This window comes from Streptomyces varsoviensis (assembly GCF_000718635.1).
GTDB classification, from domain to species: Bacteria; Actinomycetota; Actinomycetes; order Streptomycetales; family Streptomycetaceae; genus Streptomyces; species Streptomyces varsoviensis.
Genome location: NZ_JOBF01000014.1, coordinates 140006 through 166847, shown reverse-complemented (window position 1 = coordinate 166847; position 26842 = coordinate 140006). Strand labels below are relative to the sequence as shown.

The following is a 26842-nucleotide window of genomic DNA, read 5'->3' as shown; positions in this document are numbered from 1 at the left end:
ATTGAGGTGCCGACGTAGCCGCTTACGTCGGGATGCCGGGCCCGTACCGGCGGCTACTGGGCCGCCGGTCCGGTGCCGATCGGGGCGTACCGGCGGCCTCGGGGCCGGGCCGGTGCCGACCCGGGCGTACCGGCGGCCGCCGGGGCCGCCCGGACGGCCACTGGTCTCGCGCCGGCGCCGCCCGCCCGGCCCGCGTCACTCCTCTGCCGGCCGCGAGGCCCCCGTCACTCCGCCGCCGTCTCCTCCAGCCGCTTCGCGAGCCACGACGGCACACCGCCGAGGAGATGCACGAGGCGGCGCGCCTCCTCCCGCAGCCGGGCCGCCTCGTCGGCGTCGGGCTCGACCTCGGCCAGGGAGGCCAGGGCCGGGGCGATGCCGATCAGGTAGCCCAACTCCTCCCGTATGCGCAGGGATTCGGCGAAGCCGTGCCGCGCCTCGGCCAGTCTGCCGTCCTCTTCCGCCATGGCCGCCACGTGCCGCCAGGTGGAGGAGAGCAGCAGCCGGTGACCGTGGGCGGTGGCGCCCGCGTGGGCGCGCTGGAAGGCGGCCGACGCGCCGGCCGGGTTCCGGGACAGGTGCTGGGCGATCAGGCCGCGCCGGAAGTCGAGCAGCGGGCGGGTCGGCGAGCCGGGCCGCAGCAGGGCCGCCGCGCGGCCCAGTGCGGAACGGGCCTCGTCGGCGCGGTCCCGCACCCCGAACAGTGTGGACGCGTACGCCAGGCTGCCGCGCTCGCAGGCCGCCGCCCCGCGCGTCTCGTCGTCGTCGGCCAGCGCCTCCGCCGAGCGCAGTGCGTCGGCGGCGGCCTCCCAGCCCGACGCCGTGAACATGCAGCGTTCGATCAGTACCCGGGCGCGCCGCAGCGCGGGCTCCGGCTCCGTCTCGGCGCGCGGCGCGAGGAGGGCGGCGGCGTCGTCCCAGCAGGCGCGTGAGCGCAGTCTCCATACCGCCCGTTCGAGCGGATCGCCTCCGGGAGGATGTGATCCTTCCGGCTCGGACAACCCAGAATCCCGCATGGCGGTATCCGCCACAGTGCCCTCCCCAAGCGCGCCGTCGAGCTGGAAACCTGTCCGCATCTCAGCACGAAGTCATGGGCCCGGCCAAGGGTCTGGTGTGAAGCAATTCACAAACAGGGTGACGGCTCTCGGGTGCCGGTCGTGTCCGTGGGGCGGCCGAAGCCCGGCGGGGCGGACGGGGATTGCTGGACCGTCATGCTTCGCGCTCCCCGGTCGCGCCGGAAGGGTATGGAAGAGATCGCAGGTCATCGGGGTGAGGAGGGCGAAGGGTCGGCGGCGCGGGCGATCACGGAAAATTTGCTGCGGCGGCAATTTCCCTCGCCGTCGGCGCGGCGGGCACGCATGATCGAGGGGGAGGGCGCGGGGCCGAGCCGCGAGGCTCCCTATGCGGACATACGGAGATACGGACGTATGAACGTACGGGCGTATGGGCCCCTCCCCGCGTGACGCGGACGCGGCTGACGGACGTACGCACATACGGGCGCCCATCCGCCCAACCACCCGTCCGCCCGCACACACCGACCCGACGACCGTTCAGCGCCAACCGGAGGACACCATGCCGCAGCCCGCCACACCCGCCACGCCGGCGCTGGACGTACGGCACCGGCTGGTGGATGTCCCGGAGGGCCGTATCCATCTCGTGGAGCAGGGCGCCGGCCCGCTGGTCCTCCTGGTCCACGGCTTCCCCGAGTCCTGGTACTCGTGGCGCCACCAGCTCCCCGCCCTCGCCGCCGCGGGCTACCGCGCGGTCGCCATCGACGTGCGCGGCTACGGCCGCTCGTCGAAGCCCGCCGAGGTCGAGGCGTACCGGATGCTGGCCCATGTCGCCGACAACGTCGCGGTCGTGCGCGCCCTCGGCGAGGAGCACGCGACCGTTGTCGGCCACGACTGGGGCTCGACGATCGCCGTCAACACTGCGCTGCTGCGGCCCGATGTCTTCACGGCCGTGGGAATGCTCAGCGTCCCGTACGCGCCCCGCGGCGGCCCGCGGCCGACCGACGCCTTCGCGATGATGGGCGGGGACGAGGAGTTCTACGTCAGCTACTTCCAGCGGCCGGGCCGGGCCGAGGCGGAGATCGAGGCCGACGTGCGCGGCTGGCTCGCCGGGTTCTACGCAGGGCTGTCGGCGGACACGATGCCGAAGGAGTCGGAGGGCGCCGCGGGCAGTCTCTTCTTCGTCCCCGAGGGCGGGCGGCTCCGCGACCGCTTCCCCCAGGGCGTCCGGCCCTCCTGGCTCACCGAGGCCGATCTCGACGTCTACGCGGGCGAGTTCGAGCGGACCGGGATGGCCGGGGCGCTGGGCCGGTACCGCAACGTCGACCGGGACTGGTCGGACCTCGCGGCCTGGGACGGCGCACCCATCGCGCAGCCCTCGCTCTTCATCGGCGGCGGGCTCGACTCCTCCACCACGTGGATGGCCGACGCGATCGCCGCGTTCCCGCACACGCTGCCCGGCCTGGTCACGTCCCGCGTGCTCGACGGCTGCGGCCACTGGATCCAGCAGGAGCGCCCGGAGGAGGTCAACGACATGCTGACGGATTGGCTTGAGAAGACGCAGAGTTGACGTCCGGTAGATGCTGATGGTGCGTCACCTGACGGCCTATCGGTAAGGCGGGCCCGCCCGTACGCGCGGATGCGTACGGGCGGGCCAAGGCGTCATATACCGGGCCCCCGCGGTCAGTTGGCGGCGACGAACTTCTTCGCCAGTTCGTCGCCGCGCCGCACGGCGTCGCTGTGGCTCTCGATCGGGCTGGCCTGCGAGTTCTTGAAGAGGATGTAGGTGACGCCGGACTCGGCGCCGCCGGTCTTCGGGTCGGGGTCGATGCCGAGCCCCTTGGCGGCGGCGTACGACGCCTCGCCGATGATCTTGTCGGGCCCGGTGTCGCCGACGACCGCGTACTCGACCTGGTTGTTGTAGATCACGGCCACCACGCCGCCGCCCTTGATGCCCGACTTGGTGTAGTCCCAGATCCCGCTGACGCTCGGGACGACGACGTACGGCAGCTTCTCGGCGTTGAGGGGCTTGTCGTCGGAGGTGTGGTAGTAGGTGTCGTCCTGGAACCACGGGTCGGTCTGCTTGTTGCACTTCGACGTGACCTGGCCGTCGCAGTCGACGTCCATGTCGGCCTTCCAGTACACGGCGCCGGTCTTCTCGCAGACCGGAACGGTGGCCGAAGTCTCCTCGTCCGTACGGTACTTGCCCTTGGATATCTGTTTGCAGCCGTTGACCTTGGCCAGCAGCGCCGCCGCGCTGACCGAGCCCTCCTGGAGCCCGTGAGCGGCGGGCTTCGCGCTCCCGCCGGACGGCGCGTTGTGGGCCTGGGCGGCGGCGGGGATGACGGCGAGAGCGGTGGCCGCGGCGGCGATGCCGACGGCGAGGGTGCGTGTACGCATGGGGGATCCTTCTGTTAGGAAACCTTCCTTACCGTGCGGCGTCAATGTCCCCGCCTGGGCATGACCGCGTCAACCCTTCCGGCACGCACAATTCCGGAACGCCGGGCGGCCGGTGCGGCGAGCGGCCCGCCTCCCCGCCCTGACCTGGTAATTCGCCGCCGATTTCGGCTAGGTTGCGCGGCGTACGGCCGAGCCGGCGACGGCTGCGGCCTGGGCGAGCGGGCGAACGAGCAGGGGATGGGGAGAGGGAGAGGCATGCCGCGACAGCACAAGACCTTCCGGGCGATCGAGGTCGGCGACGGCACCGACGGCCGCTGGGCGGCCCATGTCCAGGGGCGGTGGCCGGCCGCCAAGGGCTGGCTCAGCGAGGAGGGACGTACGGCGGCGGGGGCGGCGAGGGCCCGGCGGCTCTTCGAGACACACCTGCCGGAACTGGTTCCGGTGCTCGACCGGCTCGCCGGCCAGATGGACCGCGCGGGCGGCGAGACGTACCTGACGCACGCCGCGCTGCGGCCGTTCTTCTCCGGCTGCACGCAGGCCGGCGCGCCGGGCGTCCTGCTGCGCAACTACGACTTCGAGCCGGCGCGGTGCGAAGGCACCATCGCCTCCTCCCGCTTCCTGCGCCCCGTGATCGGGACGCTGGAGGAGGGGTGGGGGCTGCTGGACGGGATGAACGACGCCGGGCTCGCCGTCTCCCTCACCTTCGGCGGCCGGTACGTGCACGGGACCGGCTTCAGCGTCCTCATCGTGCTGCGCTATCTCCTGGAGACCTGTGACACGGTCGGCGAGGCGGTCGCCGCGCTGCGCGGGATACCGGTCGGCATCCCGCAGAACATCACGCTGGTCGACGCCGAACGCGCCGTGACGGTGTACGTGGGCCCCGACATCCCGCTCACCGAGGCGCCCGACGCCTGCGCGGCCAACCATCAGAACCTCCCGGTGGCCGAGGAGCACGAGCGGTTCACGCGGACCCAGGAGCGGCTGGCCACTATGCGGGCGGCCGTACGCGCGCACGGCGTCGACGCCGCCGCGATGCTGCGCCCGCCGCTGTACCAGTACGCGTACGACGTGGGGCTCGGCACGGTCTACACGGCCGAATACCGGCCCGCCGAGGGCCGCGTGATCCACCACTGGCCCGCCGCGACCTGGGAACAGTCCTTCCACGCCTTCACGCCGGGGGAGCGGACGGTGGCTCTCGGGGAAGAAGCCGCCCGCCCCTGACCGCCGCAGGCGGCTGACGGGAGGTCCCTGCTCCCGTCAGGCGCCGCTCCCCGCTCCCGTCAGGAGTCGCCCCCCTGCCCCCGTCAGGCGCCGCTCCCCGCTCCCGTCAGGCGTCGCTGCACCGCTTCGCCTTGGCGCGGTAGGCCGTCGCCTTCTTGTCGTAGGCCCGCGCCTTCTTCTTGTAGGCGATGGCCTTCTTCTTATGCCCCAGCAGCATCTCGTGCCGCGCCTTGGCCTTATACGTGTCGGACTTCTCCTGGTACACCTTCGCCTGGTGCATGAGCTTCGCCGGATTGCAGCGAACCTTCCCGGCGGCCGTCACCACCGGCGCGGCCACCGGCGCCGGTGCCTCCGCCGTGACGGCGACCCGCGGCGCGGCACTCGCCGCCCCCGCCCCGACGGCCACCGGCCCGGTCACGGCCACCACCCCGACGGCCACGGACGCGATCACGCGGCTGAAACTACGCATATGCTCGAACCCCTCCATCCGATGTACGCCCAGGCCCCAACGGCCCCGGCTGCGACCGCGCCGCCGCCATGTGCATGCCGACGACGCCTGCCCCGGATGCTAGGCCCTCCCCACCCCCCACCCGATGCGCCCAACCCCCCAAACCACCTGAGCCCCCACACTCTTGACACCCACTCCGATCTGTGCGGTAGGCGGCGGACCGGGGAGGTCACGGTGACGGGGCGCCGTCCGCCGTGGGCCGGGCCGGGGAGAGGGGGTTCGTACGGGGGAACCGCGGTGGCGTGGGGGTGGGGGGCGTTCGCACTATGGGGCATGGGCTCTTTGTTGTGTTGCTTGTGCCGGGCCGCTGATGTCTCGTCATCGGGCGGGGCTCGCGTCGGCGTGGGCGGGCGCTGAGGGTGGCGGATAGCGCGTCCGTGTCGGACGGCTCGGCTTCCGCGCCCGTACGGGAACGGGAACGGGAGCGTGATGCGCGGGGCGGGCCCGGGCATACGGTGCTCATGGCGGCGGTCCTCGCGCTGCCCGCCGTGAAGATCGCCTACACCGTGGGCGGCGGGGAAGCGGCCACGGAGGTGCTGACCGGGCTGGAGCCGGGGAACTGGCCCGACGTGCTCATCGGCATGCTGCTGTCCAGCCCGCTGTTCACCGCCGTCCTCTCCGTCCTCGTCTCCCGCATGGTCTTCGCCTACTTCGCCGCGAAGGGAGCCGTCCCGCGCGCCCGCTCGTGGGCCGCCACCCTGCGCGCGCTGGCCCTCGCCTCGGTCAATCCGCTGGCGGTCGGCATCGTCATGGCCGTCCTGTTCGGCCCGTGGTGGGGAACGGCCACGGGGCTGACGGCATGTCTGCTGCGGCAGGGGATCACCATCGAGTACCGGACGGGCCGCCGCGGCCCCGGTGGGCGCCGACGCCACCCGGCCAGGGCGTCGCGCACCTGGGGGGAGCGGTTCGCCGGCGCCGAGCAGGGGGCGGCGCTGCTCCTGGCCGCCCTCGTCCTGCCCGTCGCCGCCTTCGCCTCCGCCCTGGACGGCACCTCCTGGGCGCCCCTCGTCGACTGCGCCGTCGACACCGGCCACGGCGGCGCGCCGGACCGGCTGATCGAACTGGCCCGCAAGGGCAGCGGCGTCGTCGGCTGGTCCCTCGCCCACCACGAGGTCGTCAACGGCACCGCCTGCTCCGTCGCCGAGACCCGCGTCGTCCATCCGCCGTGGTGGGAGCGGTGAGCGTACGGCCGTACGACGGCACGGCCCCTCCTGGCGGCCCCGGTCAGGACGTACAGCCGGGGACCGGGACCGGCGAGCCGGTGCAGTCGTTCGGCCGATTGCCCGTGACCGTGGACCGTACGGCGGTGACGCGGCCCCCGTTGAGGATTCCGCCGGCGGTCTCGGCCGCCTGATTCCCCGTGACGGCCGAGCCGTCGAGGCGGAGGACGCTGAGCGCGCCGTTGTTGAGGATTCCGCCGCCCACCCCGCCGATCGCCCGGTTCCCGAGGACCTTGCTCCTGGTGAGCGTCGTGGTGCCGGCGTTGTCGAAGAGCCCGCCGCCGCCGAAGTCCGCGGTGTTGTGCCGGACGGTCGTGTCCGTGAGCGTGGTCCTGGCGCGCTCGCCGTTGGTGGCGATGCCGCCGCCGAAGTCCCGGGCGTGGTTGGACTCGACGGTGCTGTGGCGGAGGGCAAGGGTGCCGTAGTTGTTGAAGAGCCCCCCGCCGCTGCCGAAGGACCCGCCGCGCACGGTGACGCGGTCGAGGGCGAGCCGGCCGCCCGTCTCCACTTCGAGGACCCGGAAACGCGGTGTGCCCGGCCCCGGGCTACGGGCGATCACCGCGGCCGACGGGCCGCGCGAACTGATCCGGATGTCGCCGGCGACCGCGGTCAGCGCGTTCACCTTCCCGTACGGGCGGGCGACCGTGTAGGCGCAGCCCGACTGGAGGACGATCTTCCACGGCGTTCCGGGGTGCTCGTTGCCGGCGACGATCGCGGCGTTCAGCAGCCGGGACCGGCCCTGGACGCAGGGGATCTCGGTGGTCCGGCCCCGCACATCCGCGCTCGCGGCGGGCGGCGCCGGCCCCAGGGCGACCCCGGCGGCCACAGCACAGCAACAGATCTTCGGGGCGCGGGCGTACCCCACGGCAAGTCCCACCATGGCAGCCAGCGTCTACGGTCTTCCGGAACTCCGCATGCCGGGAGGGGCCGGCGGGTGACGGGGGCGCTGCGCGCGGGCCGAGCAGCCCCGTAGGTATGTACGTACGGTCGCGCGGCTCAACTCGCCGCGGCGGGCACGGCGGCGGCCCCGGCGCGCAGCCCGCCCCCGCCGCCGTCGGGACCGACACCGGAACCGGCGCCGACGCCCCGGTGGTGCCTGCGCACCGCCTCGGCGAGGAAGACCGCGCTGAGCAGCGTGAGCACCGTGGCGCCCGCGAACACCGCCGGGTACCCCAGCGCCTTCGGACCGGCCAGCGGCACCAACTGCGCGATCGCCAGGTGCGAGACCAGGAACGGGATCGCCGTGAAGCACGCCACCTGGGTGGCCGGCCGGTCCTGGCGCGTCAGGGTGAAGGCCAGCAGCGTGGAGAGCGCGGAGAAGGTCGCGTACGAGACGCGCGAGACCAGCACCGAGAACAGGGTGAGCGGCGCCGCGTGCAGCGCGGCCGCTGCGATCAGCAGAGCGCAGGAGAGCGCCTCGCCGCAGACCACGGCCAGCACCAGCCGGGGGCGGGGGAGCCGGCGCACCGGAATCCACAGCAGCGCGCCCACGATGGACATGGCCAGGCCGGCCGTGCCCATGAAGGCGCCGATGGTCTTGGGGGAGAGGTGCTGGTCCACCATGAGCACCGAGGTCAGCTTGTGCGCCAGGCCGACGCCCAGCCAGTTCAGGGTCAGCCCGGCGACGGCCAGCAGCCCGACGAGCCGGGCGCCCGCCCCCGCGGCCGTACGGTCCGGAGCACCGGAGCCTGCGGCCGTACGATCCCGAGCGCTCGACCCGTTCACGGCCGTACGGTCCGGAGTGCCGGAGCCCGCGGCCGTACGATCCCGAGCGCTCGACCCGTTCACGGCCGTACGGTCCCGAGCGCCGGTCTCCTCGCCCGCCGCCCCCGCCCGTTCCCGCAGCAGCAGCACCGGTACGGCCGTCACCACCCCGATGGCCAGGACCAGCAGCACCGCCGTCCGGTAGCCGAGGGTGAGGGCGACGCCGCCGCCTATCGCGGTGCCCAGCAGGATGCCCATGGACTCGGCGGCGGAGAGCCGGCTGCGGTGCCGGGCCGGGGCCACCCGCATGACCAGGGCGTCCCCGGCGGCGCGTTCCCAGCCGCTGAAGAGCCCGACGGCCACGCCGCAGGCGGCCAGCGCGGGCCAGGAGCGGGTGAGGAGCAGGAGGCTCAGCGCGACCAGCACCAGCAGCCGGAAGGCGAGGAGCTGGAGGCGGTAGGAGAACCGCCAGTCCGCGAGGCGGTCCAGCACGGGGGCGATGACGAAGCGGGTGGACCACAGCACCGTCACGTACCCGAAGAGGGCGACCTGGTGCAGCGAGCCGCCGCCCGCCCGCACCAGGACCGGCAGCGCCGAGGCCACGTAGTCGATGGAGACCAGGTGGCCCAGGTAGAGCAGGGCCATCGCCCAGCTCGCCCGGGAGGGCGCTCCGGCGGTCGCGGTCGCGGTGGAGGTCGCGGCGGGCGCTGGGGTCGTGGTGGTCGCGGCGGGCGCGTCCGGCCGGAGCCGGAAGGCCGCGGGGAACTTCGCCATGCGGGCTCCGTACGAGAGGTGGGACGCTCTTGCATACTGTATGCAAATACTAGATCACCGCAGAAAGCCGCCCCTCGGCGGCGGGTGCGCGCACGCGAAACGGCCCCTGGCGAACGTTCGCCAGGGGCCGTGTGCGTGGGGGCGCGTGTCAGCTCATCCGCAGGGCCAGGAAGAAGTCCAGCTTGTCCTCCAGCCGGGACAGATCGCGGCCTGTCAACTGCTCGATCCGCCCGACCCGGTACCGAAGAGTGTTCACATGCAGATGCAGCCGGGTCGCGCAGCGCGTCCAGGAGCCGTCGCAGTCGAGGAACGCCTCCAGCGTCGGGATCAGCTCGGCGCGGTGACGCCGGTCGTAGTCGCGCAGCGGGTCCAGCAGCCGCGCCGTGAAGGCGCGGCGCACGTCGTCCGGCACGAAGGGAAGGAGCAGTACATGGGAGGCCAACTCCTGATGGCCCGCGGCACAGACCGCGCCGGCCCGGGCGGCGGCGACGCGGCGGGCGTGCCGCGCCTCCTCCAGCGCGCCGCGCAGCCCCTCCGCGGAGTGCACGGGCGCGCTGACGCCCAGCGTGAGCCGCCCGTCGTCCGCCAGCCCGCGCGACAGCGGCTCGCGCACCGCCGCCAGCAGCGTGTCCGCGTGCAGGCCGGGGGCGGGCGCGTCCTCCGCGTCGTCGTCGGGGAGCGCGGGCAGCGGTACGAGCGCCACGGCCTCGTCGCCCGTGTACGCGACCGCGATCCGGTCGGAGTGCTCGGGGCCCGTGGCGGCGGGGTCGACCAGCACCTCCTCCAGCAGCGACTGCGCCGCGACACCGCCGGCCCGCGCGCGCCCGGTCGCGGTACCGCCTGCTCCACCGCCGCCCGACATGCCTCCGTCCGGCCCCTCGACGCGCGCCACCACGACCTGCCAGTGCGGGGCCGTGCCCAGCCCCGGCAGCAGCACGGGGGCCGCGACCCGCAGCCGGGCCGCGATCTCGGCGGGCGCCGCGCCGCTCTGCACCAGTTCCAGGACCTCCTGCGCCAGCCGCCGCCGCACCGTACGCGCCGCGTCCCGCCGGTCCCGTTCCACCGCGATCAACTGCGTGACGCCGTGCAGCAGGTCGAGCCGTTCCGCCGGCCAGTCGCCGGCGTCCGCCTCGACGGCCAGCACCCAGTCCGAGAGCGCCGTCTCGCGCGGCTCGCGCCCGCCGCCGCGGACCGGGAAGAGGGAGTACGTACCGCCACCGGCCGTGCAGCGGTACGGGCCGGGGCGGCCCGTACGGGAGGCGGCCAACTGCTCGCCCGCGAGCGCGGCACGGATCTCGGCGGACAGCTCCGGCCCGGCCCCGGCCGGGGCGGCCCCCGCGATCCGGCGGCCGGTGGGGGAGAGCACCCAGGCCCGCAGGTCCAGGTCCGAGCCGAGCAGGTCGAGCACGGCGTCCGGCCCGCCGCCGGCGGGGCCCGCGGTCATCAGCCGGCGGTGCCGGTCGACGACGGCCGCCAAGTCGCCGGCGCGCTCGCCGGAGACCTGCCGCACCACATGCTCGGTGATCGACGCGAACGACACGGACTCCACGACCGCGAAGAGCGGCAGCCGGTGGCGGGCGCAGGCCAGCACCAGATCCTCCGGCGCGGCTCCCCACTCCGCCTCGCCCGCCGCGAGCCCGGCGACGCCGGCCGCCGCGAGAATACGGACGAACCGCTCGGAGTCCTCCGGCTCGCGCCGCCAGGCGAGGCCGGTCAGCACCAGCTCGCCGCCGGACAGATACCGGCTCGGGTCCCGCAGATCGGTGGTCATCACGCCGCGGACGGTGCGCTCCAGTTCGTCTTCGCCACCGAGCAGCCGCAGGCCCAGGGCCTCGGTCTCCAGCAGTGCGCGCAGCCGCATCGTCGTCTCCGCCGATCTGTCGTGTCGTCACCGGTGGAATGCGGTGAGGTCGCCCGGCCCGGTGGGCCCTGTCTCTCGTTCGAATCTACAAGACCGGGCCCGCGACCAGCGAACCGCTTCATGGTTTCGGTGACTGCATTCGGAGGCCGCCTCCTCTGTGTACTTGGCGCACGAGCCGGCTCCAGGCCCATGGCCAGACCCAGCGCGAGACTCAGCTCCAGCCCCAGCGCCCGACGCACCTCCAGACGCACGTACAGACCCAGCCCCTCGAACTCGTCGATCGAGAAGAGATCCCACCCATGGACTTCCTGCGCCCCACCGGCTGGGCGGACGCGCTCGCCGCCAAGGCCGAGCACCCCGCGGCCGTGCCCATCGCGGGCGGCACCGACGTGATGGTCGAGATCAACTTCGACCAGCGGCGGCCCGAGCACCTGCTCGACCTCGGCCGCGTCGACGAGCTCACCGAGTGGGAGACCGGCGAGGAGTACGTACGCCTCGGCGCCGCCGTCCCCTACACCCGGATCATGGAGCGGCTCCGCCCGGAGCTGCCCGGCCTCGCGCTGGCCGCGCACACCGTGGGCTCCCCGCAGATCCGCCACCGCGGCACCGTCGGCGGCAACCTCGGGGCCGCCTCCCCGGCGGGCGACTGCCATCCCGCGCTGCTCGCCGCGGGCGCCGAGATCGAGGCCGCGTCGGTGCGCGGCACTCGCCTCATCCCGGTCGACGAGTTCTATACGGGCGTCAAACGCAACGCGCTCGCCCCGGACGAGCTGATCCGGGCCGTCCGTATCCGCAGGGCGGACGGGCCCCAGCAGTTCTCCAAGGTCGGCACCCGCAACGCCATGGTCATCGCCCTCTGCGCCTTCGGCCTCGCCCTCCACCCCGCCACCCGCACCGTGCGGACCGGCATCGGATCGGCCGCGCCCACGCCCGTACGCGCCCACGCGGCGGAGGACTTCCTGAACGCGGCGCTCGCGGAGGGCGGGTTCTGGGAATCGGGGCGCGCCCTGCCCCCGTCGCTCGCGGGGCAGTTCGCCGAGCTGTGCTCCGGGGCCTGCGCGCCCATCGACGATGTGCGCGGCAGCGCCGCGTACCGGCGGCACGCGGTCGGCGTCATGGCGCGCCGCACGCTCGCCTGGACCTGGGACGAGTTCCGCGGCCCCGGCCGCTCCACCGAGGGAGGCGCCTCGTGCGCGTGAACTTCACCGTCAACGGCCGGCCGCAGCGGGCCGACGACGTCTGGGAGGGCGAGAGCCTGCTGTACGTGCTCCGCGAACGGCTGGGCCTGCCGGGCTCGAAGAACGCCTGCGAACAGGGCGAATGCGGCTCCTGTACGGTCCGCCTCGACGGCATCCCGGTCTGCGCCTGCCTGGTCGCCGCCGGCCAGGCCGAGGGCCGCGCCGTCGTCACCGTCGAGGGCCTCGCCGACCTCGCCGAACAGCGCGCGGCCGAACGCGGAGGCGGTGCGAGTACGGGCGAGGGCTCCCCGGACCGTACGGGCGAGGGCTCCCCGGACCGTACGGGCGAAGGCGGGGCGAGTACGGGCGCGGGCACCCCCCTCGACGCCGCCCTGCGCTGGCGGCCCCGGCCCGAGAACCCCGCCGAGGCCGCCCGACTCGCCCCCGTGCAGCAGGCGTTCATCGACGCCGGGGCCGTGCAGTGCGGCTTCTGCACGCCCGGTCTGCTCGTGGCCGCCGACGAACTGCTGGAGCACAACCCCGAGCCGTCGGACGCCGACATCCGGGAGGCGCTCTCCGGCAACCTCTGCCGCTGCACGGGCTACGAGAAGATCCTCGACGCGGTGCGGCTCGCGGCCGCCCGCGCCGAAGCCCCGACGGCCGAGAGGGGGCGCTGACCATGGGAGCGCCCCATACCCCCACCGGCCTGACGCAGGGCCTCGGCACGGCCGCCCAGGGCGGCGTCGGCGCGTCGACCCTGCGCCCCGACGGCACGCTGAAGACCACCGGGGAGTTCGCGTTCGCCTCGGACCTGTGGCACGAGGACATGCTGTGGGGCTGCACCCTGCGCAGCCCGCACGCGCACGCCGAGATCCGCTCCCTCGACACGGCCGAGGCGCTGGCGCAGCCGGGCGTGTACGCCGTCCTCACCTACGCGGATCTGCCGGCCGCCGCCAAGCACTACGGCCTGGAGATCAGGGACACGCCCGTACTCGCCGACGGCCGGGTCCGCCACCACGGCGAGCCGGTGGCGATCGTCGCCGCCGACCACCCCGAGACCGCCCGCCGGGCCGCCGCGAAGATCAAGGTCGACTACGCCCCGCTGCCCCTCGTCACGGACGAGGCGAGCGCCACCGCGGCCGACGCGCCGCTGCTGCACCCGGACCGCACCGACCGGCACGCCGCCCATGTGCCGCACCCCAACATCGTGCACCGCCAGCCCATCGTGCGGGGCGACGTCGCGGCGGCGCGGGCCCGCGCGGAGGTGATCGTGACGGGCGAGTACGAGGTGGGCATGCAGGACCAGGCGTTCCTCGGCCCGGAGTCGGGCCTCGCCGTGCCCGCCGAGGACGGCGGCGTCGACCTCTACATCGCCACGCAGTGGCTGCACTCGGACCTCCGGCAGATCGCGCCCGTACTCGGCCTGCCCGAGTCCCAGGTGCGGATGACGCTGTCCGGCGTCGGCGGCGCGTTCGGGGGCCGCGAGGACCTGTCGATGCAGATCCACGCGAGCCTCCTCGCGCTGCGCACCGGCCGCCCCGTGAAGATGGTCTACAACCGGTTCGAGTCGTTCTTCGGCCATGTGCACCGCCACCCCGCCAGGCTCCGGTACGAGCACGGGGCGACGCGGGACGGCAAGCTCACCCACATGACGTGCCGGATCGTGCTGGACGGCGGCGCGTACGCCTCCGCCTCCCCGGCCGTCGTCGGCAACGCCTCCTCGCTCTCCGTCGGCCCGTACGCCGTCGACCACGTCGACATCGAGGCGCTGGCGCTCTACACCAACAACCCGCCGTGCGGCGCGATGCGCGGCTTCGGCGCGGTGCAGGCGTGCTTCGCGTACGAGGCCCAGATGGACCGGCTCGCCGCGGAGCTGGCCATGGACCCGGTGGAGCTGCGGCGGCGGAACGCCATGTCCCAGGGCACCCTGATGCCCACCGGGCAGGCCGTCGACGCGCCCGCCCCGGTCGCCGAACTGCTGCGCCGCGTCAAGGCGCTGCCGCTGCCGCCGGAGAAGCAGTGGGAGACGACCGAGGGCGCCGACGTGCGGGCCCTGCCCGGCGGCCTGTCCAACACCACCCACGGCGAGGGCGTCGTGCGGGGCGTCGGCTACGCGGTGGGGATAAAGAACGTCGGCTTCTCCGAGGGGTTCGACGACTTCTCCACGGCCCGCGTCCGCCTGGAGGCGGTCGGCGGCGAGCCCGTCGCCGTCGTGCACACCGCGGCGGCCGAGGTCGGCCAGGGCGGCGTCACCGTGCACGCCCAGATCGCCCGTACCGAACTCGGCGTCGCCCAGGTCACCATCCACCCCGCCGACACCCGCGTCGGCTCGGCGGGCTCCACCTCCGCCTCCCGCCAGACGTACGTCACCGGCGGCGCGGTCAAGCACGCCTGCGAGGCGGTCCGGGCCGAGGTCCTGGAGCGGGGGCGGGCCCGGTTCGGCGCCTCCCACCCGGCGTGGGCCACCGCCGAACTCCGGCTGGAGGGCGGCAAGGTGGTCACCGACGGCGGCGAGGTCCTGGCCGACCTCGTGGACGTGCTGGCCGGCGACGCCGTCGACGTCGAACGTGTCTGGCGGCACCGCCCCACCCAGCCCTTCGACCGGCGCACCGGGCAGGGCGACGGTCACGTGCAGTACTCCTTCGCCGCGCACCGCGCGGTCGTCGAGGTCGACACCGAACTCGGCCTGGTCAAGGTCGTCGAGCTGGCCTGCGCCCAGGACGTCGGCAAGGCCCTCAACCCGCTGTCGGTCGTCGGCCAGATACAGGGCGGCACGACCCAGGGCCTGGGCCTCGCGGTGATGGAGGAGATCGTCGTCGGCGACGACGGCCGCGTCCGCAACCCCTCCTTTACCGACTACCTCATCCCCACCATCCTCGACACCCCGCCCATCCCCGTCGACATCCTCGAACTCGCCGACGCCGCCGCCCCGTACGGGCTCCGCGGCGTCGGCGAGGCGCCCACCCTGTCCGCCACCCCCGCCGTCGTGGCGGCGATCCGGGCGGCGACGGGGCTCCCCCTCACGCGCGTGCCGGTGCGGCCGGAACACCTCACCGGCACCTGACCGCCGCTCCGTACGGGCGTACGGGCGCCGCTACGTCCGTACGCCCGCGCTCATGCCCATCCGTTCCATCCGTTCCCTCCGTCTCGGGCCGTCCCCCGGGTCGTGCGACCGCACCATCCCGAACCCCGCGCGCGCCGCACGCGGGCGCCCCCGTGAACCCTGGAGACGGCACATGACCCACCAGTCGACACCGCCACGACCCGCGGCGGCGGGCCCGGGCGACGGCTCGCGCCCGCCCGCCGGCCGCTCCCGGCTCGACCGGTACTTCCACCTCACCGACCGCGGCTCGACCCTCGCGCGCGAGGTGCGCGGCGGCACCACCACCTTCATGGCGATGGCGTACATCCTGCTGCTCAACCCGGTGCTGCTGAGCGGCCCGGACGCCGCGGGGCACACCCTCGGCCGTACCGCCGTCATCACCGCGACGGCCGCCGCGGCGGCGCTCACCACGCTGCTGATGGGCTTCATCGGCAAGGTGCCGCTCGCCCTCGCGGCCGGGCTCAACGTCTCGGCGGCCCTGACCGCCCAGGTCGTGCCGCGGCTGACCTGGCCGCAGGCGATGGGGATGTGCGTGATGTACGGCGCGGTCATCATGCTCCTGGTGGTCACCGGCCTCCGCGAGAAGATCATGAACGCGATACCGCTGCCGCTGAAACACGCGATCACCATGGGCATCGGGATGTTCGTCGCGCTGATCGGCCTGGTGAAGGCCGGGTTCGTCGGCAAGGGCACGGGCGGCCCCGTCCAACTGGGCGCCACCGGCGAACTCACCGGCTGGCCCGTCCTCTTCTTCGCCGTCACCCTGCTGCTCATCTTCATGCTCCAGGCCCGCGCCGTCCCCGGCGCCATCCTCATCGGCATCGTCGTCGGCACCCTCCTGTCCGTCGCCGTCACCCGGCTCGGCGGCCTCACCGACCGGGACTGGGGCGGCACCACCCCCGCGCTGCACGGCGGCGCCGTCTCCATGCCCGACTTCGCCCTCCTGGGGCACGTCGAATTCGGCGGCTGGGACCGGATCGGGGCCATCAGCGTCGGCATGATCGTCTTCACCCTGGTGCTCGCCGGGTTCTTCGACGCCATGGCCACCATCATCGGCGTCGGCACGGAGGCCGGGCTCACCGACGCCCGGGGGCGGCTGCCCGGCCTGTCCCGGGCGCTGTTCATCGACGGCGCGGGCGGCGCGATCGGCGGCGTCGCCGGGGCCTCCGGCCAGACCGTCTTCATCGAGTCCGCCACCGGGGCCGGGGAGGGCGCCCGTACGGGCCTGTCGTCCGTGGTCACCGGCGGGTTCTTCGCCGCCTGCCTGTTCTTCACGCCCGTCACCCGCCTGGTGCCCGCGCAGGTGGCCGCGGCGGCGCTCGTCGTCATCGGCTCGATGATGATGGGCACCGCGAAGCACGTGGACTGGGGCGACCGTTCGGCCGCCGTCCCCGTCTTTCTGACGGTCGCCCTGATGCCCTTCACGTACAGCATCACCGCCGGCGTCGGCGCGGGCGTCATCGCCTACACCGCCATCCGGGCCGCCCGCGGGAAGTGGCGCGAGCCGGGAGGGTTCATGTGGGGGCTGAGCGTTATCTTCCTCGTCTACTTCGCGCTCGGACCGATCGAGCGCTGGCTGGGCGTCATATGAGGAACCGGGGCAGACAGGGAGTCGACCACCATGCTGGACATCGCCGCCGACCTGCGCCAATGGTGTGAGCAGGGCCGTGACTTCGCCGTCGCCACCGTCGTCGGGACGGACGGCAGCGCGCCCCGCCAGCCCGGCGCCGCCCTCGCCGTCGACGCCGAGGGCACCGCGATCGGCAGCGTGTCCGGCGGCTGCGTGGAGGGCGCGGTGTACGAACTGTGCCGCGAGGCGCTGGAGAGCGGCGAGAGCGTCCTGGAACGCTTCGGGTTCAGCGACGAGGACGCCTTCGCGGTGGGCCTGACCTGCGGCGGCGTCATCGACATCCTCATCACGCCGGTACGCGCCGGCGGCACCGGAGCGGCGCACGTACCAACGCTCGCCGCCGCCCTGGCCGCCGCCGCGGCCGGCGAGCCGGCGGCGCTCGCCCGGGTCGTCGGGGGCACGGCCGCGCCACTGGGCCGCGCCCTGCTCGTACGGCCCGACGGACCGTACGAGGGGACGCTCGGCGGCTCGCCCGAACTCGACCGGACCGCCGCCGCCGAGGCCCGCGCGATGCTCGACGCGGGGCGTACGGGCACGCTGACGGTCGGCGCGGAGGCGGTGGCGGCGCCGCTGGGTGCGGCGGACGCCCACCCGGCGGCCCCGGAGCAGTGCGGACCGCGCGCCGTCCTCCTCGTGGAGTCCAGCGCCCCGCCGCCCCGCATGATCGTCTTCGGCGCCATAGACTTCGCCGCCGCCCTCGTCACCGTCGGCAAACTGCTCGGCTACCACGTCACCGTCTGCGACGCCCGTCCCGTCTTCACCACCCGCCGGCGCTTCCCCGACGCCGACGAGATCGTCGTCGACTGGCCGCACCGCTACCTCGACACCCAGCGGCTCGACGGCCGCGCCGTCCTCTGTGTCCTCACCCACGACGCCAAGTTCGACGTGCCCCTGCTGGAACGGGCCCTGCGGCTGCCCGTCGCCTACGTCGGCGCGCTGGGCTCCCGCCGCACCCACCTCGACCGCCTCGCCCGGCTGCGCGCCGCCGGCCTCACCGAGCCCGAGCTGGCCCGCCTGCACTCCCCGATCGGCCTCGACCTCGGCGCCCGCACCCCCGAGGAGACGGCCCTGTCCATCGGCGGCGAGATCGTCGCGTCCCGCCGGGGCGGCACCGGCGCCCCCCTCACCGGCGCCCACACCCCGATCCACCACGACGTACGGCCGTCCACCGGCCCCGTCGGCCCCATCGGCCACCGGGGCCCGCTCGCCTGACCCCCCGCGCGCCGCCGGTTCCCCGGCCGGGCTCCGAAGCTCGTACGCTTCGGGCAGCAGCCGTTGACCTGAAGCCGTGCCGTGCCGTTCGGCCGTACGCGACGCCGGAAGGACCGAGCACCGTGAGCCCCGCCCCGTGAGCGCCGTGCACGAGACGGTCGCGGTTTTTCTGCTGCTGGCGGTGCTGGCCTTCGCGGTCGTACGGCCCCGGGGGCTGCCGGAGGCGGTGGCGGCCGTGCCCGCGGCGGCCGTCGTGGTCGCCATCGGCGCGGTGTCGCCCGCCGACGCGTGGCAGCAGACCCGCACCCTGCTGCCCGTCGTCGGCTTCCTCGCGGCGGTGCTCGCGCTGGCCCGGCTCTGCGACGACGACGGGCTCTTCGCGGCCGCCGGGGACGCGGTGGCGCGGCGGGGCGGCGGCAGTCCGGGGCGGCTGCTGGGCGGCGTTTTCGCGGTGGCGGCCGTCGTCACGGCCGTGCTCAGCCTGGACGCCACCGTGGTGCTGTTGACCCCCGTCGTCTTCGCGACCGCCGCCCGGGTGGGCGCCCGCGTCCGGCCGCACGCCTACGCCACCGCGCACCTCGCCAACTCCGCGTCCCTGCTGCTGCCGGTCTCCAATCTCACCAACCTGCTGGCGTTCGCCGCCAGCGGCCTGACCTTCACCCGCTTCGCCGCGCTGATGGCCCTGCCGTGGCTCGCCGCCATCGCCGTCGAGTACGCGGTCTTCCGCCGCTTCTTCCGCGCCGACCTGACGAACGGCGCGCACCCCGTACGGCCCCCCGACGAGCCCGCCGCGCCGCCCGTGCCCGCGTTCACGCTCGTCGTCCTCGCCCTGACGCTCGGCGGCTTCGTCGTCACGTCCTTCGCCGACGCCAACCCGGCCTGGGCCGCGCTCGGCGGCGCGCTCGTCCTCGGGGTGCGCGCGCTGCTCCGCCGCCGGACCACCGTGCCCGCCCTCGTACGCGCCGCGAACCCGCTGTTCTGCCTGTTCGTCCTCGCGCTCGGCATCGTCGTGAAGGCGGTCGTCGCGGGCGGCCTCGGCACCGCGATGGGCAGGCTGCTGCCGGACGGCGGCTCGCTCCCCGAACTCCTCGCCACGGCCGCCCTCGCCGCGGTCCTCGCCAACGTCATCAACAACCTGCCCGCGGTGCTGGCCCTGCTGCCGCTGGCCGCCCCCGCCGGCCCCGGCCCCGTGCTCGCCGTCCTCATCGGCGTCAACCTCGGCCCGAACCTCACGTACGTCGGGTCCCTGGCCACCCTCCTGTGGCGGCGCGTCCTGCGCGAGCGGGGCGCCGAACCCGGCCTCGGCGAGTTCACCCGTCTCGGCCTGCTGACCGTCCCGGCCACCCTCGCCGCCTCCACCGCCGCCCTGTGGGCGATGCTCCGCGCCGTCGGCGGCTGAGGGCACGTACGGGCCGCGGGCGCGCGGGACCGTCGGTACGGACGGCCGGGGCCCGGCCGCCGTGACCGTACGCCCTGCGGGAGCACGGGAGCACGGAAGTGCGCGCAAGTGCGGAAGTGCGCGCAAGTGCGGAACCGTCGGGCCGCGCCGGGCCCGTACCTCCGGCGCCGCCGTACGCCCGCCGGCCCCCGTACGTCCCGCGGGCCCCCGTACGTCCTGCGGGCGCAGCGGAGCCGTCAGGCGTCCGTGATCCGCAGCGTCGCCCACACCGTGTGGCCCGTGCTGTGCTCCGGGGCGGCCACCCCCCACGCGTCCGCCACGCTCCCCACCAGCAGCAGCCCGCGGCCCGTCTCCGCGTCCGGGCCCGCGCTCCGCTGCCGGGGGCCGCGTCGCCCCGAGCCGCTGTCCCGCACCTCCAGGCGGACCTGGGCGGTGTCCGCCCGGACCCGGCAGGAGATCCGGTCGCTGTCCGTGTGGACCACCGCGTTGGTCACCAGCTCGGAGACGACGAGGACCGCGGCCGCGCATATCCCGTCGGGGACGGCGCAGCGGTCGAGCCACTGGCGGGTGCGGTGCCGCGCCTCGGCCACGGACGTCGTGCGGCTCGGCAGCAGGAAGACCTCCTCCCGCTCGTGCGAGTGCTGGTGCTGGTGCGACTGCGGGGTGGGGGGCGAAACATGCACGAGGAGCGCCTTCCAGCGGAGGGGGCGGGTCTGTCGACGGCCTCGCGGTCCAGCCCGGCAGGCCACGGCGCGCATCGGCGTGTCGGTTACCGGCAGGAGAACTCGACCGTGCGGACGGCTCGTTGGCGTGGACTGCGCGTGGTTCGTGAGGTGCGCCACTCGATCACTATGGGTGCCGACACAGTCAACTGGCAAGCGGTCAACCTGATAATTTCAGGAAGGCAATCCCAGATTGCTTCTATCCTCATCACCCTCGCGCAGGGCATGATGTGCCGGAGAGTTGAGGAGGTGCTGTATGGGTGACGCGCGGACAGGCAGCGCGCCCACCGTCCTGCGGCTGGTACTCGGCATACAGCTCCGAGGGCTCAGGGAGCGCGCCGGGCTGGAGCTCGAAGAGGCCGCCGCGGCCATCGACGTGACCCACCAGACCATCCGCAGGATGGAGAAGGCCGAGGTAGGGCTCAAGATCCCCTACGTCAAGGAGCTGGTGGCGCGGTACGGGCTGAGCGAGGAGGAGCGCGAGGACTTCCTCGCCCTGGTCCGCGAGGCCAACAAGCCCGGCTGGTGGCACCGGTTCCGCGACGTCCTGCCGGACTGGTTCAGCGCCTACGTCAGCCTGGAGGACGCGGCCGAGCTGATCCGCTCGTACGAGCCGCACTACGTCCCCGGCCTGCTCCAGACCGAGGACTACGCGCGCGCCGTCCTGACGGTCGGCTCCGACGGCAACACCGCCGAGCTCGAACGCCGCGTCGCCTTCCGCATCAAGCGCCAGGACCTGCTCACCACGGACCACGCGCCCACCGTGTGGGCCGTCCTGGACGAGACGGTCTTCCGCCGCCCGGTCGGCGGGCCCGACGTGATGCGCGCCCAGATCGACCACCTCCTGGAGGTCTCCCAGCGGCCCAACGTCCGGCTCCAGATCATGCCCTTCGCGGCCGGACCGCACCGCGGCGCCTTCGGACCCTTCCATCTGTTCCGCTGCCGGCTGCGCGAACAGCCCGATGTCATCTACACCGAGGGACTCACCGGCGCCGGGTACCTCGACGACCGACCCGATGTCGCGGCCTATATCGAGGCCCTGGACCACATGGCGGTCCAGGCCGCCTCCTTCGAGCAGACCAGGACCATCCTCAAGGACCTGAGAGAGGAGCTGTGACGCAGATGGAGATCCGCAACGGAATGCCCGCCAACGCCCTCGGCACCGAGGGCTGGCACAAGCCCTGGAGCGGCCCCAACGGCGGTAGCTGCGTGGAGGCGAAGAAGCTCTCCGACGGCCACATCGCCGTGCGCCAGTCCACCGACCCCGACGGTCCCGCCCTCATCTACACCAAGGCCGAGATCAAGGCGTTCATCCAGGGCGCACGCGCCGGCGAAGCGGACTTCCTCGTCCACTGACCGGCCCGCGACACCCCCGCCCCCGGCGCCCCGGCACGCCCGGACCACCGGCGGCACCCACACCCGACACATCACTCCTGAGCACGGAGGGCGGACACCCATGGCCGAAACCGGCAGCGCACCCGGCACCATCGACACCAGCAAGCCACACCCGGCGCGCATGTACGACTACTACCTGGGCGGCAAGGACCACTACGACGTCGACGCGCTGGCCGCGGCCGACGTCGAGGCGGTCTTCCCCGGCATCAAGACCTGCGCCCAGACCAACCGGCTGTTCATGCACCGGGCCACCCGGGTGCTCGCCGAGGCCGGCATCCGGCAGTTCCTGGACATCGGCACCGGCATCCCCACCACCCCCAACCTGCACCAGGTGGCGCAGGAGGTGGCCCCCGACGCGAAGATCGTCTACGCGGACAACGACCCCATCGTGCTGATCCACGCGCAGGCCCTGCTGCGCAGCACCCCCGAGGGCCGCACCGAGTACATCCACGCCGACGTGCGCGAGCCCGAGTCCATCCTGAAGGCCGCCCAACTGCACGCCACGCTCGACATGGACCAGCCGATCGCCATGTCGCTCAACGCGCTGATGCACTTCATCCCCGACTCGGACGGCCCGTACGAGATCGTCCAGGGGCTCGTCGACGCCCTGCCCTCGGGCAGCTACCTCGTGCTCTCGCACTGCACGCCCGACTTCGACCCGGAGACGTGGGAGAAGGTCATCTCCATCTACCACCGCAGCGGCATCCCCGCCCGCGTGCGGTCGAAGGAGCAGGTGGAACGATTCTTCGACGGCCTGGAACTCCTCGAACCCGGCGTACAGGTCCCGCACCGCTGGCACAACGACGGCGCCCAGCTCGGCCCCGAGATCACCGACGCGGCCGTCTCCCTGTACGCGGGAGTGGCCCGCAAGCCGTAACGGCCTGTCGCCCGCGATCCGTGACGGCCCCGCCGCCGCGCCCGGTGGCGCCCGGCCCCCGGCGTGCTGTGCGCCCGCCCCCGCCGTACAGCACGCCGCGCGGAATCCCAAGCTCCCGAAACTGTTTCACGATTGGACTGGCGACCAGGTAAGGCGCAGGCAAAAATAGGTGGATGACGGGGTGGGGCAGGGCGCCGGCAGGGGACGGCGCCGCCGGAGCCGTGGCCGTCACGGACGCGGACCGTGGCCACCACGGACGCGATCGGCCGGCCGACCGGCCGCCGACGCCGAACCGCGCACGGGCCGACCGTACCGCCACCGGGCGAAAGCGCAAGCCCACCGACCACCCCTCCCGGACCATTCCCACCTTCACCGCCGCCGTCGCCCCCGCCGCACACCACGGCGGGCCGAAGCGGCACGAACGGCTCCGGCCGCCGCGCCTCACCACACGGCGCCGGACCCACGCGCGACAAGGGCCACGGCACGGATCGGCAGTCAGCACTCGGGGGTGAAACCAGCTCATGAGGTTGGTGGAACGCGACAAGGAACTTTCGGCGCTGGGGAACATGCTCGACGCCTGCGCCGCCGGGCACGGCGGGGTGGCCTGGGTCAGCGGCCCGGTGGCCGGCGGAAAGACGGCACTGCTGCACGCGTTCGGGGAACGCGCCGCGGAGACCGGCGCGCTGCTGCTGCGCGCCACGGCGGCCGGCGCCGCCCACGACCAGCCCCTCGGCGTGCTGCGCCAACTGCTGCTCGGCGCGGACCTGCCCACCGCCGACGCCGACCGCGCCGCCCGGCTGCTGAACCGCGTCGCGGCCACCGCCCCGGTGCGCGGCGCCGAGGGCACCATCCCCACCGAAGTGGCCATCGACGTCTTCCCCCGGCTCTGCGGCATCCTCCTCGCCCAGGCCCGTAAGCGCCCCGTGGTCCTCGTCGTCGACGACGTGCACCACGCCGACGCCCACTCCCTGGACTGCGTCCGCTACCTGACGCGCCGCCTCGACGTCAGCCGCATGCTGGTGGTCCTCGCCGAGAGCAGCAGCTTCCCCGCCGCGGACCCGCGGTTCCGGACCGAGCTGCTGCGCCGCCCCAACTGCCGCCCGCTCCGGCTCGACCTGCTGCCCTGGCGCGGCGTCACGGAGATGATCGCCGCCGGGCAGGAGGGCTGGCGGGCCCGACCCCTGGTCTCCGACTTCCACCGGCTGAGCGGCGGCAGCCCGCTGCTGCTCCGGGCGCTGCTGGAGGACTACCACGCCGCCGACCGCGCCCGCTCCGCCGAACTGGTGCCGGGCGAGGCGTTCGAGCAGGCCGTCACGGCGTGCCTCTACCGCAGCGACCCCGCGACCCGCGACGCCGCCTGGGCGCTCGCGGTGCTCGGCCCGCGCACCGCCCAGTCCCAGCTCGCCGAAGTCCTCGGCACCGGCCCCGAACCGGTCGCCCGCGGCCTCACCGCGCTCACCGAGATGGGGCTGCTGAGCTGCGGCTGGTTCCGCCACGACGCGGGCCGGGCCGCCGTGCTGCGGAGCATGGAACCCCCGCACCGGGCCCGGCTGGAGGCCCGCGCCGCCCGCGTGCTGTACGCGCACGGGCAGCCGCCGACCGCGCTGGCCCGGCACCTGATCGTCGCCGAGCCCGTCGACGAGCCCTGGGTACTGCCCACCCTGCTGGCGGCGGCCGACCAGGCGCTCGCCGATGACGCGGCCGGGCTGGCCCTGGACTGCCTGCGCGTCGCCCACGACATCTGCGCCGACGAGGAGCGGACCCTCGCCATCAGGGCGGCCCTGCTGCGCACCGGCTGGCGCGTCAGCCCGTCCGCCGCCGCCCCGTACCTGCCCGGCCTCACCGCGGCCGCGCTCGCCGGACGCCTCGACGGCCGCGACGCCAGGGCGCTGGTCGGCTATCTGCTCTGGTTCGGACAGGTGGGCACGGCCGTCGAAGTCCTCGACGTTCTCGATGCCCTCGACGCCGACGACATGGTCATGGACCCGGAGGCCGACGGCGGGCCCGGGGCGCCCGGCGGGGGACCGCGCGAGCTGGGGTTCCTGCGGCTGTGGGCCGCCTATAGCTACCCGGGGTTCTCGGGCCTCCCGGTCCCGGGCCGCGCGCCCGGCGGCCGGCGGGACCCGACCCCGGCCCAGACCTCGCAGCAACGGGCCGCCGCCCTGTTGCACGGGGCGCTGGAGCGGGGCCCCGGCGGCGACGTGGTGCTCCGCGCGGAGCGGCTGCTGCGCGACACCCGGCTGGCGGACCATACGCTCCCGGCCGTCACCGCCGCCCTGGCCGCCCTCCTCTTCGCCGACGGCCTCGACCGCGCCGCCTCCTGGTGCGACGCCCTGCTCAAGGAGGCCACGGAGCGGCGGGCCCCCATGTGGCAGTCGATATTCGCCGGCGCCAAGGCGCTCGTCGAGATCCGGCTCGGCAGACTCGCCGCGGCGGAGGAGTCGGCGCACACGGCGCTCACCCTCGTCTCCCCCGAGGAGTGGGGAGCCGCCATCGCCACCCCCGTCGCCGCCCTGCTGTACGCCAAGACCGCCATGGGCCGCCTCGACGAGGCGGCAGGCCATCTGAGCATCCCCGTGCCCGACGCGGCCTTCCACAGCCCCGGCGGGCTGCTCTACCTCTGGGCCCGCGGCCACTTCTACCTCGCGGCTGGACGCCCGTACGCGGCGCTCGACGACTTCCGCTCCTGCGGCGACCTGATGGCCGGCTGGGATCGGGACCTCTCCGCGCTCGTACCGTGGCGCACCGACGCCGCCCAGGCGTATCTGGCGCTGGGCGACCAGCGGCGCGCCCGGGCGCTCGCGGAGGAGCAGTTGGCGCGCGGCGGCGCGGGACGCACCTGGACGCGCGGGGTCTCACTGCGGGTGCTCGCGGCCGTCACCGAGCCCGGCAGGCGGCCCCGGCTCCTCGGCGAGGCCGTGGAGATACTCCGCGAGCGCGGCCACCGGCTGGAGCTGGCCCGCGCGATGGACGCGCTGGCCCGCGCGCACCGGGACCTCGGCGACGAGGGCCGGGCGCGGACGCTCGCGCGCAAGGCGCAGCAGCTCATGCGGGAGAGCGGCGCCGAACCGTCCGCGTACGGGCCGCGGTCCGCCGACGCGGCCGCCGAGGCCGGGGCCTCCCTGCCGCTCGTGGGGCGGCAGTGGTCGCCCGGCACCGGCTGGCAGCCCGTCGAACTCAGCGACGCGGAGCTGCGGGTGGCCACGCTCGCCGCCCGCGGCCACACCAACCGGCAGATCGCCGGGAAGCTCTTCATCACCGTCAGCACCGTCGAGCAGCACCTGACCCGCGTCTACCGCAAGCTCGACGTGCAGCGCCGCACGGACCTCGCGGCGAAGCTCAGACTCGACGCCACAGGGCCGGGCGACGCGGAAGGCGGCGGGAACGGCACGGCTCAGAACCGCCTCCGCGCGGTCTAGCGCCCCTTTTGGCACCAGCGCCGGTCACGGCGGGGGACCGAAACGGCCGGCCGGACGGAATCCGCAGGGGCGGCGGGGAGGGCGTACGGGCCGTGCGGGCGGGCCGCGGGTATTTCCCGGATACCGTCCGAACGCCCCTGAACTCGTCGTGCGTTGAACGACAAAGAGCGGCGCGCCAGGGGCGCTCGCCCGGGTGTTTACCCCGGATTCATCAGCGTCCGCCGTTTCGCTCCTTGCGGCATGGCGCTCCGCGCGCCCCGGCGGTTCCCGCGAACCCGGTTCGGCTCGCCGGCCCGTTCCTTCTCCCGGCCCGTGAGCAGGCGCCCGCGGTAAGGACGTGCGCCGTTCGCCGCTCTTCGCGTTCTTCCGCTCTGTCTCCTCTGTCTCCTCTGTCTTCTTTCCGGCGAACGAACCCGCCCGGATCAAAGGGCCGTCGCCGCACCCGTCGTGCGCGACCGGCCGCCGGGTAGGGGTACCCCCTCGGGCGCCGCGCGCGCACCGGCGGGACAGTCGGTGCCGACGGACCGCCGATCTCGGCGGCGCGGTGGCGCGCTCGACGTCCGCTACGGCGTCCACCAGGAGTTTCCGCGGTCCGCGGGCGGACGGGCCCGATCATGTCGAGTACGTTCCGTCGACGGTGCGGCCAAAGCTTCCGAGGGGATTACCCGAGTGCCCCGTGTATTCCCCGATAGGGGTACCAAATCCGCGCTCATGATTTCATCGGGCCGTCGGCCCCGATTTCCGCACGCTCCTGGACCGTGATTCCCGATGGCCTATACCTTTACTGACGTGCCCGCGACGACTCGCCTTCCCCGCTGGTCGTAGCGGCCCCGGTCGAACCGCGTGGCCTATACCGGGAAATCCGCCGCCGTCGGCCCGGTGACGGTGGCATGACCACAGGCGAAAGCCGGGCGAGGGCCCTGGCGGCCGCCTCGTCCCGGCGCCGGAGGCCGCGCCCCGGCGAAATGCCCCGGCAATGCCGACGCCGCCGGACCCGCCGCCAGAAGAACCTTACGCATAATGCAGTACCGAGTTGTCCTCACCGGTAGTTGCCCCGATTAAGCGAATCATGGCACCACGAGTCGGGCTGCTCCGGATAGGGGTGCCTGACCGGTAAGGACGCTGTTAGAGTCGGAGTCCGAATAGGGGAATTCGCCGCCGGTACATGACGCGTCGGCACATGACACATGGCGCGGGCGGGGCAACGGGGGG

The 26842-nt window shown here is 74.1% G+C and carries 20 protein-coding genes; 13 read left to right on the top strand and 7 right to left on the bottom strand.

What is annotated here, in order from left to right:
* Positions 1-224: 224 nt before the first annotated feature.
* On the bottom strand, positions 225-1013 hold the full coding sequence (locus IF55_RS21310; RefSeq protein ID WP_030885893.1) for a hypothetical protein: 789 nt from the start codon (positions 1011-1013) through the stop codon (positions 225-227).
* Positions 1014-1569: 556 nt separating this feature from the next.
* On the opposite strand from IF55_RS21310, the gene IF55_RS21305 reads away from it, so the two are divergent.
* A complete protein-coding gene (locus IF55_RS21305) occupies positions 1570-2577 on the top strand; it encodes an alpha/beta fold hydrolase (RefSeq protein WP_030885896.1) in 1008 nt (335 codons plus the stop codon).
* Positions 2578-2690: 113 nt separating this feature from the next.
* Here the strand turns inward: IF55_RS21305 and IF55_RS21300 are convergent, their stop codons facing one another.
* Positions 2691-3407, bottom strand: coding sequence for a glycoside hydrolase family 75 protein (locus IF55_RS21300; protein ID WP_030885899.1), 717 nt, complete (start codon positions 3405-3407; stop codon positions 2691-2693).
* 255 nt (positions 3408-3662) lie between these two features.
* Between IF55_RS21300 and IF55_RS21295 the strand changes: the two genes are divergently transcribed.
* On the top strand, positions 3663-4628 hold the full coding sequence (locus IF55_RS21295) for a C45 family peptidase (RefSeq protein WP_030885902.1): 966 nt from the start codon (positions 3663-3665) through the stop codon (positions 4626-4628).
* Positions 4629-4734: 106 nt separating this feature from the next.
* Here IF55_RS21295 and IF55_RS21290 read toward each other — a convergent pair whose 3' ends face one another.
* On the bottom strand, positions 4735-5079 hold the full coding sequence (locus IF55_RS21290) for a hypothetical protein (RefSeq protein ID WP_030885905.1): 345 nt from the start codon (positions 5077-5079) through the stop codon (positions 4735-4737).
* A gap of 518 nt (positions 5080-5597) precedes the next feature.
* On the opposite strand from IF55_RS21290, the gene IF55_RS21285 reads away from it, so the two are divergent.
* Positions 5598-6317 (top strand): hypothetical protein, encoded by a 720-nt coding sequence (locus tag IF55_RS21285; RefSeq protein WP_157854440.1) that lies wholly within the window; start codon positions 5598-5600, stop codon positions 6315-6317.
* Positions 6318-6360: 43 nt separating this feature from the next.
* Here the strand turns inward: IF55_RS21285 and IF55_RS21280 are convergent, their stop codons facing one another.
* From IF55_RS21280 to IF55_RS21270, 3 genes are all read right to left on the bottom strand, one after another.
* Complete coding sequence (locus IF55_RS21280; RefSeq protein WP_048832264.1) at positions 6361-7236, bottom strand: hypothetical protein; 876 nt, start codon at positions 7234-7236, stop codon at positions 6361-6363.
* Between the two features lie 116 nt (positions 7237-7352).
* Complete coding sequence (locus IF55_RS21275; protein WP_030885915.1) at positions 7353-8834, bottom strand: MFS transporter; 1482 nt, start codon at positions 8832-8834, stop codon at positions 7353-7355.
* Positions 8835-8982: 148 nt separating this feature from the next.
* The gene (locus IF55_RS21270; protein WP_030885918.1) at positions 8983-10695 is read right to left on the bottom strand and encodes a PucR family transcriptional regulator; all 1713 of its coding nucleotides are present in this window, start codon (positions 10693-10695) and stop codon (positions 8983-8985) included.
* 299 nt (positions 10696-10994) lie between these two features.
* Here IF55_RS21270 and IF55_RS21265 point away from each other — a divergent pair, with 299 nt between their 5' ends.
* The 6 genes from IF55_RS21265 to IF55_RS21240 all read left to right on the top strand — a co-directional run bounded on the left by IF55_RS21265 (position 10995) and on the right by IF55_RS21240 (position 19217).
* Positions 10995-11894 (top strand): FAD binding domain-containing protein, encoded by a 900-nt coding sequence (locus IF55_RS21265; RefSeq protein ID WP_030885920.1) that lies wholly within the window; start codon positions 10995-10997, stop codon positions 11892-11894.
* A complete protein-coding gene (locus IF55_RS21260; protein ID WP_030885923.1) occupies positions 11885-12550 on the top strand; it encodes a (2Fe-2S)-binding protein in 666 nt (221 codons plus the stop codon). Before IF55_RS21265 ends, IF55_RS21260 begins: the two co-directional genes overlap by 10 nt.
* 2 nt (positions 12551-12552) lie before the next feature.
* Positions 12553-14937: a xanthine dehydrogenase subunit D gene (gene pucD, locus IF55_RS21255; RefSeq protein WP_030885925.1), complete on the top strand. Its 2385-nt coding sequence runs from the start codon at positions 12553-12555 to the stop codon at positions 14935-14937.
* 172 nt (positions 14938-15109) lie between these two features.
* The gene (locus IF55_RS21250) at positions 15110-16567 is read left to right on the top strand and encodes an NCS2 family permease (protein ID WP_030885927.1); all 1458 of its coding nucleotides are present in this window, start codon (positions 15110-15112) and stop codon (positions 16565-16567) included.
* A 30-nt stretch (positions 16568-16597) separates the two neighbouring features.
* A complete protein-coding gene (locus IF55_RS21245) occupies positions 16598-17818 on the top strand; it encodes an XdhC family protein (RefSeq protein WP_030885930.1) in 1221 nt (406 codons plus the stop codon).
* 145 nt (positions 17819-17963) lie between these two features.
* Complete coding sequence (locus IF55_RS21240) at positions 17964-19217, top strand: SLC13 family permease (protein WP_106980443.1); 1254 nt, start codon at positions 17964-17966, stop codon at positions 19215-19217.
* A 236-nt stretch (positions 19218-19453) separates the two neighbouring features.
* On the opposite strand, the gene IF55_RS21235 is transcribed toward IF55_RS21240, so the two are convergent.
* The gene (locus IF55_RS21235; RefSeq protein WP_051776190.1) at positions 19454-19900 is read right to left on the bottom strand and encodes an ATP-binding protein; all 447 of its coding nucleotides are present in this window, start codon (positions 19898-19900) and stop codon (positions 19454-19456) included.
* 295 nt (positions 19901-20195) lie between these two features.
* Here IF55_RS21235 and IF55_RS21230 point away from each other — a divergent pair, with 295 nt between their 5' ends.
* From IF55_RS21230 to IF55_RS21215, 4 genes are all read left to right on the top strand, one after another.
* On the top strand, positions 20196-21056 hold the full coding sequence (locus IF55_RS21230; RefSeq protein WP_030885938.1) for a helix-turn-helix domain-containing protein: 861 nt from the start codon (positions 20196-20198) through the stop codon (positions 21054-21056).
* Between the two features lie 5 nt (positions 21057-21061).
* Positions 21062-21295 carry a DUF397 domain-containing protein gene (locus IF55_RS21225; RefSeq protein WP_030885942.1) on the top strand — a complete coding sequence of 78 codons (234 nt, stop codon included), beginning with the start codon at positions 21062-21064 and terminating at the stop codon, positions 21293-21295.
* Between the two features lie 100 nt (positions 21296-21395).
* Complete coding sequence (locus tag IF55_RS21220) at positions 21396-22211, top strand: SAM-dependent methyltransferase (protein WP_030885945.1); 816 nt, start codon at positions 21396-21398, stop codon at positions 22209-22211.
* A 521-nt stretch (positions 22212-22732) separates the two neighbouring features.
* Positions 22733-25630, top strand: coding sequence for a helix-turn-helix transcriptional regulator (locus IF55_RS21215; protein WP_078644878.1), 2898 nt, complete (start codon positions 22733-22735; stop codon positions 25628-25630).
* Positions 25631-26842: the final 1212 nt, after the last annotated feature.